Raw genomic sequence first — 13,206 nt, forward strand, 5'->3', positions numbered from 1 at the left:
GAAAATGGAATTCTATTCAAATCGTTTAGCAATTCAAAACAACTGAAACTATTATCTGCCAATATTTCAAAGAACTTTAATAAAAAAACGTTAGGACGTTAGTGATAAATAAATTAAACTTAATTATTATTTATATATGGAAAAGATACTTGTTATTGGCTCTTTGGGACAAATAGGTTCTGAGTTAACAAATGAACTTTGCGAAATTTATGGTGCAGAAAACGTTATTGCAAGTGATATAAAAAACAAACCTTCGGGAAAGCTTTTAGATACAAGCTATTTTGAATTTGTTGATGCTACCGACAAAAATTTGCTGGCAGATGTTTGTAAAAAGCATAATATAAATATGATTGTAAATTTAGCTGCAATATTGTCGGCTACAGGTGAGCAAAAGCCAATGTTTGCATGGAATGTAAACATGAACAGTTTGCTCAATGTTTTTGAAATTGCACGTGAATATAAAATGAAACAGATTTTTGTGCCAAGTTCAATTGCTGTTTTTGGTCCGAGTACACCCGTTGATAATACTCCGCAGGAAACAATTCTTAGACCTACAACAATGTATGGTGTTACAAAAGTTGCAGGTGAATTGCTTGCAGATTATTACGTTGCCAAATATGGGCTTGACATAAGGGGATTAAGATATCCTGGAATTATAAGCAACGAAACTCTTCCCGGTGGCGGCACAACCGATTACGCAGTTGCCATTTATTACGAAGCAATAAAAAATAAAAAATATACATGCTTTGTAAAAGAAGATACACGGCTCCCAATGATGTATATGCCCGATTGTCTGAAAGCAACAACAGATTTGATGCAAGCTGACTTCTCAAAACTCAAACATCACAGCGATTTTAATGTTGGAGCAATGAGCTTTTCGGCAGGCGAATTAGCAGCTTCAATAAAAAAATATATTCCCGATTTTCAGATTAAATATGAACCAGATTATCGTCAGGAAATTGCCGATTCATGGCCCAACTCAATTGACGACAGCGATGCACGCAGCGAATGGGGCTGGAAACCAAGCTACGACCTCGATGCAATGACAAAAGATATGTTAAAAGTTATCGGCGAAAAACATAAGAAAGGATTGATTTAAATTCGGAAGTAAATTATAATGTCTCAAAAGTCCTCTGTGTAACTCTGTGTGTTCTCTGAGTTTCTCTGTGTAATTTTTTATTGTTACACAGAGTCTCACGGAGCTGACACAGAGAGCCACAGAGAAAAAAATAATAAATATTTTTCTTTTGAGGCATTCTCTTTTTTTTGTTAATTTTGAAATACTTTTTCAAACTAAAATGTACAATGAATTTAATTTATCATAAAAACCTTACAGTTGAAAAATGGTCGGTTTATTCAAAAGCCCAGCAAATACTTATGATAGCCAATGAACTGAACAGGGCAAAAAATATGCCCGAAAAAAACAAAATAAATGAAACAAATCTTTGTTATGAAAGAGCTTTTGAATTGATTGATTTGACTGTTTAAGATATAAAATGGGGAAAAACTCTGAGTGAATTATTAAGAATGCGGGAAATGTTAGGAATGCTTATGTGAATAATAATAAAGAAATAAAATTAAATAATCAGGTTCTTGATTGTCTCGTAAAAATGCACCACGACTCATATAAAATGTTTTTATAGCATATTAAATGAAAACAAAGTTTATTTTTTTTTCAATATCAGTTTTTATTTCAGTTATTGTCAATGCCCAGCAATACTATAAATTTGATGATTTTCAAATTAAACCGTTCGAAAAAGAAATTTATAAAGCAGATTCATTAAATAATTTTCACTCTTCAATAAAACCATATTCAGACATTGATATTTCAAGGATTCCAAAAAGCGATTCTGTTTCCAATATTTTAAAAAATAAAAAAACAAAAACTTTAGGTGGCAGAATATTATTTAATGAACCGCTTATAAAATTTGATAAAAAGAAATTTTATTTTGATTTGAGCATTCCCGAATTTACTGCAGAATACAATTATGATGTAAGGGAAAAACAAAGCAATTTTGAAACAGGAATCGGCGGAGAATTTAATTTCAAGTATTCCAATAAATTGGCTTTATTTGCTGATTTTACTTATAATTACTCTATGTATCCTTTGTTTATTCAGGATAAAATTGAAAAATCAAAAGTAGTTCCGGGGCAGGGTTTTGCGAATGATAATAATGCAATAATATCTACAATTCCTTTTTTTTATCGCAGAAATTATGATTATAACAACTATAATTATTACTTGTCATATAACATTTATAAATATTTCAATCTGCAATTAGGACAAGGCAAAAACTTTTTCGGCGATGGTTACCGTTCAATGTTCCTTTCAAATAATTCATGCAACTATCCATATTTTAAAATTACTACAACCATCTGGAAAATCAAGTTTGTAAATCTTTTCACCGAAATGAAAGATTTTGATTGGAATGGAAATGATATAATAAGATACAGAAAAAAATATGGTGCTTTTCATTATTTAAGCTGGAATGTTAACAAACGATTGAACTTATCATTTTTTGAAAGCGTTATAAGTTATGGGAAAGACAGTACAACAAATAAAAGTTTTGATTTAAGTTATTTGAATCCAGTTGTATTTTATCGTCCTGTTGAATTTTCAAATGGCAACCCCAGCAATAGCTTCATGGGTTTTGGTACAAAATATAAAATTGCAAAGAAAAATGTTGTTTATGTTCAAATACTCATTGATGATATGATACTAAGCGATATCAGAGCCGACATCAAACATATTTTTAAACCAATCGACAAAAAAAATACAAAGTGGGGACATTGGATGGGAAAGCAATCAGCTCAGTTTGGATTCAAAAGCTTTGACATTTTAAAAGTAAATAATCTTAATATTCAGTCAGAAATAAATTTTGTTCGTCCTTACACATATTCTCACCGTTATGTTTTACAAAATTACAGCAATTACAATCAGCCCCTTGCTCATCCCATGGGAGCTAACTTTTGGGAATCAGTGAATTTCTTGAAATATAATTTTAAAAAAATATTTTTTGAAATGGAATTCATTTATGCAGTAATTGGCTACGATACTAATGGCAGTCATTTTGGACAGGATATTTACAAACTTTCTTTCGATTCAAATATTCCCGGAGCAAATAATATTATAGTACCAAAATTTTATCATAATTACATCGGACAAGGTATAACCACGCATTTTATATACAGTAATTTTAAAATTTCTTATCTTATAAATTATAAAACAAATTTTAGAATTGAAGCAGGAATAACAAATGCAAATATCTATTCCAAACTCGAACATAAAAATCAGCAATTTTATTATATTGGAATTAGGACAACTTTGGATAATTGCTATTGGGATTATTAAGAACTTAATTTTACTAAACTTTGAAAGTTTAGTAATTAGCTATTCACAATCAATTCTGTCCATGTCAATTGTAGGAATCCACGCATCACTGAAACCGAGTTTTATTATTTCCTGTCGCAATGCTTCTGCCTCTTCGCGGGTTTTGAATTCGCCTATTATAAAGCGCTTGAGACCATCTTTGCTCACACACTCTTTAACACCATACAAAACATTAAAAGCACCAATTTTCAGGTCTATTCCTGCACCAATTTGAACGGTATAAATTACATCTCTGCCGGCAGTAAGTTTTTTCTCTGATGGAATGGTATCTGTAAATGCTGTTTTATCAAGCAGTTCTTTTATGCTTTTTGCATCTTCAACATTAAATTTTTTCACCGAGAAAATATCGGTTGTGCCGTCCAATCCTTTTTTTGCTGATGAATAAAGAATTGTTTTTCCATCATTCGAAATATTATAATACTGGTCATCATAAGTAGTATTAATTGGACAACCAAGATTAACGGGAGCTGACCAATTTCCATTTTCATTTTTACTGTAAAAAATATCGAAACCACCCATTGACTTATGTCCTCTCGAACTGAAATAAAAACTTTTTCCGTCTTCCGATGCAAACGGTGATTTTTCATCATAAGTAGTATTAATTGTACTGCCAAGGTTAACAGCTTCTTTCCATGTTCCTTCATCAAGTTTTTTTGACATATAAATATCTCTTCCACCAAAACCATCTTTTCTGTCGCTCACGAAATAAAGTGTTTTCCAGTTCTGAACAAGCCATGCATAAGTTTCATTTGCTTTTGAATTCACTGTTGACTCGAGCTTTCGCGGAGTTGACCATTCGTTGGTTACTAATTTCAGGCAATAATAAATATCGTATTGGCTGTCTTCCCTGTCGGAACTAAAAAACAAAACATTTCCGTCTGCCGACAAACTACAGAAATTATCATTTGCTTCACTGTTTGCATTTTTAAAAGGAATTGCCTCACTCCATTTATCACCTTCTTTTTTTATATAATAAATATCGCTTTTATATTGTCCGTCTTTATCGAGCGCACCGAGATTTCCTTTGCGTTTAGATGAGAAGAAAATCATATTCCCGTCTGCCGACATTTGTGCTCCATAATCAAAAAAAGTACTGTTCAAAGCCGGGAAAGATTCAATCACGACATTTTTTAAAGGATTATCAGTAAGAATTTTTGCATATCCGCAAACTTCAATCATTCTTGCTACTTCTTTCAAAAGTTTTTTATTGCTCGATGGAATTAATGATTTGAATTTTATTAAATTATTGTATGCCTCTTCGTATTTATTATCGAGCATGTATAACCGGGCTTTATAATAATAAACAAACGCAGGAGAGCGGCGTTCCGAAACGTTATCATTATAATCAACAACCGTTTGCTGTGAAGCTTTTTCGAAATACGGCAGAATAGTTGATTTTGGTGCCTTCAAATTAAAATAACAAATACCGACAAAAAAACTAAAACTATAATTATTCGGGTCCTTTTTTAGAAGCTTTTTAAAAAGAGGAAGAGCTTTATCGTATTCTTCACTGTATATGTATTCAATAGCTTCTTTAAATATTTTTTTAACTTTTCTCTTTACAAGTTTTGGTTTATCCTTCGGAAAGACATTGCTTTCTTTCAAATCATAATTGAATGAAAAGCAATATATCGGCATTAGAAAAAATATTACCAGAATTATCTTAAGAAATTTCTTCATATTTTTTAATAAATATAATGCAAAATAAACATTTTTTATTTTAAAAAATATATTAATTTCAAAATATTTGACTTTTGCTAATTTAAATCATTTTGTGATTAATTCAATATTTACTTCTTGTTGAAAAATAATCTTTTATTGTTAATAAACTATAATTATTATTTTGATTGTAAAATAATTTTTTATTATACATTTGTTGCCATTCATAAAAAAGGTAAAATTATGAGAACAATAAAAAATCTGTTATTATTTTTATTTATTATTTTCACTGTCAACATAAATAAATCTTACGGTCAGAATATCATAACAGTTGGAAACGATAAAATTTCACAGAGAAATATGCCATGCAACGGATTTTTTGATTATAACTGGTCGGCTTTGATGTACAGACAAAACGAAATAAATTCCGAAGGTTATATCTCGAAAATTTATTTTGAAGTCGATAATTCAGCAGATATAGTTTTGCAAAATCAGAAAATATATATTGCATTAACATCAGAAACGGCATTTGAAAATGGTAATAAACCTGATGTTTCAAAAATGCTTCTTGTTTACTCTGGTGATATTTTATTCAGCAAATCGGGATGGCAGGAAATTATTTTGAATACTCCATTTTATTATGATAATAAAAAAAACATAGTAATATATTATGAAAATTTTTCCGGGAAATGGAGTGAGGGCTATGCATGGTTCAATTCTACAAATACAGCAAATAACAATCTCACCTTATACAGCGGAGCTGATTTTGCTTTTCCCACAGGAATTGGCACTTTATCAAACCTCAGACCTAATGTGAAATTTGAATTCAGCAAAAATGCCGTTGCTAATAATAAATTTGAATGTTATCCAAATCCTGCAACTTCAGATATTCATATAAATTATGATGGAAATAGTAATGCCGAATTGCTCATAAGTAATATTTACGGACAGGTTTTAATACAAAAACCTATATCTGCACAAGCACAGGAATTAATCGATTTAAAAGAATTTTCAAAAGGTATTTATAATGTTTGTATTCAAAACGATGAGGGAATTGAAATTAGGAAAATAATTCTGGAATAGAATTAATTATCAAACAATTATACCGTTATGCCCGCATTAGCGGGCTTTTTTATTGATATGTCTTCAGAAAAAATCCATTAGTTATATATTGTTTTCTTTATGTCGAAAACCAAGGAAACTTTTTATGAAAAAATTGTTTCCTGAGTTTTTTATTTGTATTTTTGCAATCCTTATTATGAAAGAAAAAAGAAACAACATACTTGAAGAAGTATCACACTTGTACATTAAATACGGAATAAAAAGTGTTACAATGGACGATGTGTCCCGCGAATTAGGCATATCAAAAAAAACACTTTATAATTTTTTTTCCGATAAAAATGATTTGGTAAAGAATGTAATTTCATATCAAATAAACAAACAAACAAACAAATCATTTGAAATTATAAAACAAAAACATAATTCCATTGACGTATTGCTTGAGGCAAGCAAACATATAATAAAATTCATGGAAACTTTCAATCCGTCAATCAGGCATGATTTGCAGAAATATTATCCCGATGTATTGAAAATTTTAAAAGAACACAGAAGAAAACATATTTTTGAAAATATCAGGGCAAATATTATTCAGGGAATAAAAGAAGGGTTGTACAGAAAAAACTTGAATCCCGACATCATTTCTTCCATATATGTTTCGAGATTAGAAATATTGTTCAACTACGAATATTTTCCGAGCGATAAATTTGAATTTTCAACAATATTTGATGAAATGTTTAAATATCATATCAGAGGAATTGCAAGTAAAAAAGGAATTGAATACTATGAAAGCAAAATGTAGAAAAATATTGCACTATGTATTTATAAAATTTTGTTTCCATTTATTTAACGGATATTTTCCGCCATTTACCAATTAACTGTTCTTTAGAAATTTTATATAAAATATTTTTGTAGGAAATTAAAGTAATTCTAAAATGAGGAGAAATTTTAATATAATAACATTAATTTTTGTTGGTTTAATAATAAATTTAAATTCTTATTCTCAGCAAAATAAAAAGGATTCGGTTTTTTCATTCACACTTAAACAAGCACAGGACTACGCTTTGCAAAATAATCCTATTATAAAAAATGCAAATCTTGATATAGAAAGTGCAAAAAAGAAAATTTGGGAAACCACAGCAATCGGCTTGCCTCAGATAAATTCAAAATTAGCTTATTCATATATGTTAACTATTCCGAGTAAAGTAGAAGAGTTTTCAAGCTTAACTACGTTGGGAAGTTGGATGTATGGGGTTGACCAGGCAATGAAAAATATCACAGGCGATAACGCACATTTCGGATATGTTACTGCACCCGACCCAAATCAGAAAACTCCTTCCAGTAATGATTTGAAATGGGGATTAACTTATGATATAACAGTTTCGGAAATTATATTTAACGGTGGGTACATTGTGGGATTGCAAACAGCAAAAATATACCGTCAGCTTTCGGAACTCGGAGTTACAAAATCGCAGAACGACATTGTTGAAAGCGTTACTAATGCTTATTATCTTGTTTTAATTGCTCAGGAAAATAAAAATATTATTGATTCTACTTATTCAAATACCGAAAAAATATTTAATAATATTAAAGCAATGAATGCTCAGGGCTTGGTCGAGGAAACCGATGTTGACCAAATGCAACTCACATTAAGCACACTGAAAAATACAGCCGAGATGTTAACCCGCCAGCTCGAAGTTGTGAGAAATCTTTTGAAATTTCAATTGGGAATTGAACTTAACCAAAATGTTACATTAACTGATAAGCTTGATGCTTTAATCGGAGCAGGAGATTTAAGCTTAGCATCAAAAGAATTCAATGTGGAAAATTTTGCCGATTACAAACTTATGGACGTTCAGGCAAAACTTGCAGGACTCAATTTAAAACTTCAGAAAACATCGTTCTTGCCTGATATTGCTGCTTTTTATAATCATCAGGAAAACTTTAACAAAAATTCATTTTCATTTACTCCTCCCGATATTATTGGCTTAAATGTGAATATTCCGATTTTCGGAAGTGGCATGAAACTGGCAAGAATAAATCAGGCAAAACTCGCATTGGAAAAAGCAATTAACTCGAAACAACAGGTTTCTCTCGGATTACAAACTTCCTTTGCAGAAGCTAAATCTTCATATCTTAATGCATTAAGTAAATTTCAAACAAATAAACAGAATATAACATTAGCTGAGAAAATATATAAAAAAAATTTAATAAAATATAAAGAAGGAGTGGCAGGCAGCTTGGATTTAACGCAATCGCAAAATCAATACCTTCAGGCACAATCGAGTTATTATAGTGCAATTATAGAACTCACAACAGCTAAATCGAAACTTGAAAAAATGTTGAAATAATAAAAAATGATTATTTTATGAAAAATAAATTATTTGTTGGAATATTTGTTATTGCTCTTATAGCATGCAATAACAACAGTCAAAAAGAAAAAGAACAGACACTGAAAAAAAGCAAAGAAGTTTCCATAAGCGAAATAAAAACCCGGGAATTTTCTCACTATATTGAGGTTCAGGGAAAAGTTGACGGCGAGGATAATGTTGGCGTCTTCGCAAAAACTATTGGAGTTGTTACAAATATATTTGTAAACGCCGGTGACGAAGTTAAAAAAGGTCAGATTCTCGCACAAATAGATGACCAATTTGTAAAGCAATCAATAAAGGAAATTCAAACTCAAATTGATTTTACAACTGATTTGTATAACAAGCAAAAAAATCTCTGGGAACAGAAAATTGGCTCGGAAGTACAATATTTATCAGCTAAAACAAATAAGGAAGCAATGGAAAATCGCAAAGCAAGTGCGCTCGAGCAGTTGGATATGTTTAAAATTATTTCGCCTATTGACGGCACAATTGAAGATATTCCTATTAAAGTCGGGCAATCTGTTGCACCCGGCTTACCTATTTTCAGAGTAATTAATTTTTCTAAAATAAAAGTGGTTGCTGATGTTGCTGAAGTGTTTACTGCTAAAATAAAAAAAGGAAATGATGTTTTAATTTATTTCCCCGATTTGAATCAGGAAATGCCTGCACAACTTACTTTTTCGAGTAAATATATAAACCCAACCAACAGAACATTTGCAATTGAAATACGTCTTCAGCCCAGCGAAATCGAATACAGAGCGAATATGATTGCAATTATAAAAATTAAAGATTACACATCTGCAAATGCTTTTGCATTGCCCGTAAATATTGTGCAATCAGATGCAAAGGATAAATATGTTTTTGTTGCTGAAAATGTAAACGGAAAAAATATTGCAAAAAAACAACTTGTAAAAACAGGACAATCTTATAATGGTATTATTGAAATTACTAATGGCTTGAAGCCGGGAGATAAGGTTATTACAACAGGTTATCAGGATTTGGATGATGGGCAGGAAATTAAATATTAAATTTATTTATTGTTTAATTGCTAAAAAAATGATATTATTAATCAAGTATTGTTCTCCGTGTTCTTTGTGAAATTTTCTTTGTGAACTTTGTGGTTATCTTTTTTTACTACAAAGGTTTACACAAAGTCCACAAAGTTTAAAATTATGATTACTGTACAAAAATTAGCAATACCGTGAAACGTTTTGAACAACAATTCAACAATTTAGCGATTAAACAATTCACAAAAAAACAGAATAAAACAAAATACAATACGGAAAGACATGAAAGGAATAAAAGAATTCAAACCGACAAGTTGGTCAATTGACAATAAAACCAGTATTTATGTTTTGGTATTTATAATTTTTATTTTCGGAATAATAAATTACATGACTATTCCGAAAGAACAAATTCCGGATATTGTTATTCCTACAATACTTGTCAACACTGTGTATCCGGGAACCGGTCCTTCCGATATGGAAAACCTTATTACGCGTCCGTTGGAAAAAAGCATTAAATCCATTAACGGAGTTAAAAAAATCACAAGCAACTCAATTCAGGATTTTTCGATGATTGCCGTTGAATTCAATGAAAATGTCAAAGTTGATGATGCAAAACAAAAAGTAAAAGATGCTGTTGACAAAACAAAAAAAGACCTTCCGAGCGATTTGAGTAAATACGGCGACCCGCAGGTTATGGATATTGACTTATCAGAAATTCCCATAATGAATATAAACCTTTCGGGAGATATTGATTTAAACAAGTTGAAGAAATATGCCGATGATGCAAAAGACAAAATCGAATCTTTCAAGGAAATAACAAGAGTTGACATAATCGGAGCTTTGGACAGGGAAATTCAGATTAATGTTGACATGTATAAAATGCAGGCGGCAAGTGTTTCGTTTAACGATATTGACAGAGCTATTTCTTCGGAAAATGTTATTATTTCGGGCGGTAACATAAACATGAGCGGAATGAGCCGTTCGATAAGGGTTGTCGGTGAATTTAAAAATATCGAAGAAATAAAGAATATTTATTTTCATTCGTCAAGCGGTGCTGTTGTCGCATTAAAAGATATTGCAGAAATAAAAGATAGTTTTAAAGACCAGGAAAGCTATGCACGGTTAAACGGAAAAAATGTTGTTACACTGAATGTAATAAAGAAAAGCGGGCAAAACCTGCTTGATGCATCGGATAAAATTAAAAATGCTTTAAAAGAACTTAAAGAAACAAAATATCCCGAAAAGCTTAAAATTTCAATAACAAACGACCAGTCGAAATTTACGAGAACCACACTCGAAGATTTGAACAATACAATTATTATAGGTTTTATTCTGGTTGTTATTGTTCTTATGTTTTTTATGGGTTTGACTAATGCCATTTTCGTAGGATTGTCAATTCCTTTGTCAATGGCTCTTTGTTATCTTGTTTTGCCAAGCATGGGCTATACAATGAATATGCTTGTTATGTTTTCATTCATATTTGCACTTGGAATTGTTGTTGACGATGCAATAGTTGTTATTGAAAACACACACAGGATTTTCAAACAAAATAAAGGCAAACTTAATATTATTCAATCAGCAAAATTAGCTGCCGGCGAGGTGTTCGGACCTATTTTATCGGGAACATTAACAACACTTGCTCCATTTTTTCCGTTAATCTTTTGGCCCGGAACAGTTGGAAAATTCATGCATTTTATTCCTGTAGTTTTAATTTTAACTCTTTTTGCATCTTTAATTGTTGCATACATATTTAATCCAGTGTTTGCAGTATCTTTTATGAAACACGATGATGAAAATGAAATATCGGGAAATAAAAAGAAAATAGTAATGACAAGTTTGATTATTGCAGGTATCGGCGGGTTAGCTCACCTTGCAGGATTCAGAGGAACAGGAAATTTTGCTTTTTTTATTTCCATATTTTTTATTTTTCACAACATTTGGGGGTATAAAATTTTATTGAAATTTCAGCATAAATTTATTCCTGCAATAATGAACAAATACGAAAATCTATTGCGATGGTGCATTTTTAAAAGACGTCCTTATTATATTTTAGGAAGTGCAATAGCATTATTAATTATCACATTATTAATGTCAAGCAGTTTGAAAGTCGTTTTCTTTCCAGGTGGTGAACCAAAGTATGTTTATACATTTATAAAATTACCGGTTGGAACTGATGTTACCGTTACCGATTCAATCACAGGAGTTGTTGAAAATAAAATAAAACATGCTTTGGGTGAAAATTATCCTGATGGAAAAAATCCAATTGTTGAATCAATAATTTCAAATGTTTCGCTTGGCGCTGGCGAAAACATGTTCGACAGGTCGTCAACTTCAAATAAAGGAAAAGTTACAGTCGAATTTGTTGATTCCAAATTCAGACATGGTGAGTCAACAAACAAATATCTGGAAAAAATGAGAGAAGCAGTTAAGGGAATTCCCGGAGCTGAAATTACGGTTGATGCAAGCAAAATGGGTCCTCCTTCTGCAGGCAAACCCATAAACATAGAAATTAGCGGTGACAATATTTACGATATTGTTGCAACATCAACTGACTTAAAAAAATATATAGAGTCATTAAAAATACCGGGAATTGAGCAATTAAAATCCGATTTTGATTTGACAAAACCCGAAGTTATAATTGATATTGACCGTGAACGTGCAAACCGCGAAGGCATATCAACAGGGCAAATTGGCATGGAAATAAGAACTGCTGTTCTTGGAAAAGAACTTTCAAAATACCGCGAAGACGAAGACCAATACCCAATACAACTGCGTTATAATAAATATGTAAGAGAAAATATAGATAAAATTTTAAATCTGAAAATTGTTTATCGTGATATGAATTCGGGATTACTGCGACAAATACCTCTTTCGGCAGTTGCAAAAGTAAATTATGAAAATAGTTTCGGCGGAATTAAAAGAAAAAATCTTAAAAAAGTAATTACTCTTGGTTCAAATGTTTTAACCGGATATAACGCTAATGAAATAAATCAGGGAATTACAAAAGCTTTACCTGCTTTTAAGAAAAAAGAGGGAGTTGAAATTAACCTCACCGGCGAACAAGAAGACCAGAAAGAAACAATGATTTTTCTTCTTAAAGCCATGTTGCTTTCACTTTGCATGATATTTTTTATTTTAATAACTCAATTTAATTCCATAAGCAAACCTTTGATTATTTTATCCGAAGTAATATTTAGCGTTATCGGAGTATTGGTCGGTTATACAATTTTCAGAATGGAATTTGCTATTGCAATGACAGGCATGGGATTAGTTGCGCTGGCTGGAATAGTTGTCCGTAACGGTATTCTTCTTGTTGAATTCACAGATGTTTTAAAATCACGCGGTGTTAAAACCCGTGAAGCAATTGTGCAGGCAGGGAAAATCCGTTTTACTCCTGTTTTTCTGACTGCCACGGCAACAATACTTGGCTTGATACCGATGGCTATCGGATTCAATATTAATTTTGAAACTTTATTTACTCATTTTAACCCGCAAATCTGGATAGGTGGCGACAGTGTTCGTTTCTTCGGTCCGCTTTCATGGGCTGTAGTTTTTGGCTTGAGCTTCGCTACCTTTCTTACTTTGATTCTTATTCCTGTTATGTATTACATTATGTATGCCGGAAAAGTTGATGCTAAAAGAAGAAGAGAAAACAGACTTGCTAAAAGAGCAGTTCATAGTGATGTTTTGATATAAGATTACAGTTTATGTATGATGTAAT

At 31.3% G+C, this 13,206-nt stretch carries 9 protein-coding genes; 8 read left to right on the forward strand and 1 reads right to left on the reverse strand.

The genetic code is table 11. The features are described from left to right. The first annotated feature begins 136 nt into the window (after positions 1-136). The 3 genes from WC223_08550 (at position 137) to WC223_08560 (ending at position 3,352) form a co-directional block, all read left to right on the forward strand. The gene (locus WC223_08550) at positions 137-1,099 is read left to right on the forward strand and encodes an NAD-dependent epimerase/dehydratase family protein (protein ID MFA6924288.1); all 963 of its coding nucleotides are present in this window, start codon (positions 137-139) and stop codon (positions 1,097-1,099) included. 206 nt (positions 1,100-1,305) lie between these two features. Further along, positions 1,306-1,488, forward strand: coding sequence for a hypothetical protein (locus tag WC223_08555; GenBank protein ID MFA6924289.1), 183 nt, complete (start codon positions 1,306-1,308; stop codon positions 1,486-1,488). Positions 1,489-1,651: 163 nt separating this feature from the next. Further along, positions 1,652-3,352: a hypothetical protein gene (locus tag WC223_08560; GenBank protein MFA6924290.1), complete on the forward strand. Its 1,701-nt coding sequence runs from the start codon at positions 1,652-1,654 to the stop codon at positions 3,350-3,352. A gap of 39 nt (positions 3,353-3,391) precedes the next feature. Here the strand turns inward: WC223_08560 and WC223_08565 are convergent, their stop codons facing one another. Beyond that, positions 3,392-5,071 carry a hypothetical protein gene (locus WC223_08565; GenBank protein ID MFA6924291.1) on the reverse strand — a complete coding sequence of 560 codons (1,680 nt, stop codon included), beginning with the start codon at positions 5,069-5,071 and terminating at the stop codon, positions 3,392-3,394. A gap of 222 nt (positions 5,072-5,293) precedes the next feature. Here WC223_08565 and WC223_08570 point away from each other — a divergent pair, with 222 nt between their 5' ends. The 5 genes from WC223_08570 (at position 5,294) to WC223_08590 (ending at position 13,181) form a co-directional block, all read left to right on the forward strand. After that, positions 5,294-6,133 (forward strand): T9SS type A sorting domain-containing protein, encoded by an 840-nt coding sequence (locus tag WC223_08570; GenBank protein MFA6924292.1) that lies wholly within the window; start codon positions 5,294-5,296, stop codon positions 6,131-6,133. Between the two features lie 175 nt (positions 6,134-6,308). Next, entirely contained in the window at positions 6,309-6,908 is a 600-nt protein-coding gene (locus WC223_08575; GenBank protein ID MFA6924293.1) for a TetR/AcrR family transcriptional regulator, read from the forward strand. A gap of 133 nt (positions 6,909-7,041) precedes the next feature. Continuing rightward, positions 7,042-8,457 carry a TolC family protein gene (locus WC223_08580; GenBank protein ID MFA6924294.1) on the forward strand — a complete coding sequence of 472 codons (1,416 nt, stop codon included), beginning with the start codon at positions 7,042-7,044 and terminating at the stop codon, positions 8,455-8,457. Positions 8,458-8,474: 17 nt separating this feature from the next. Next, a complete protein-coding gene (locus WC223_08585) occupies positions 8,475-9,506 on the forward strand; it encodes an efflux RND transporter periplasmic adaptor subunit (GenBank protein MFA6924295.1) in 1,032 nt (343 codons plus the stop codon). A gap of 261 nt (positions 9,507-9,767) precedes the next feature. Beyond that, entirely contained in the window at positions 9,768-13,181 is a 3,414-nt protein-coding gene (locus tag WC223_08590) for an efflux RND transporter permease subunit (protein MFA6924296.1), read from the forward strand. Positions 13,182-13,206: the final 25 nt, after the last annotated feature.

The organism is Bacteroidales bacterium (genome assembly GCA_041671145.1).
Taxonomy (GTDB): Bacteria; Bacteroidota; Bacteroidia; order Bacteroidales; family JAHJDW01; genus JAQUPB01.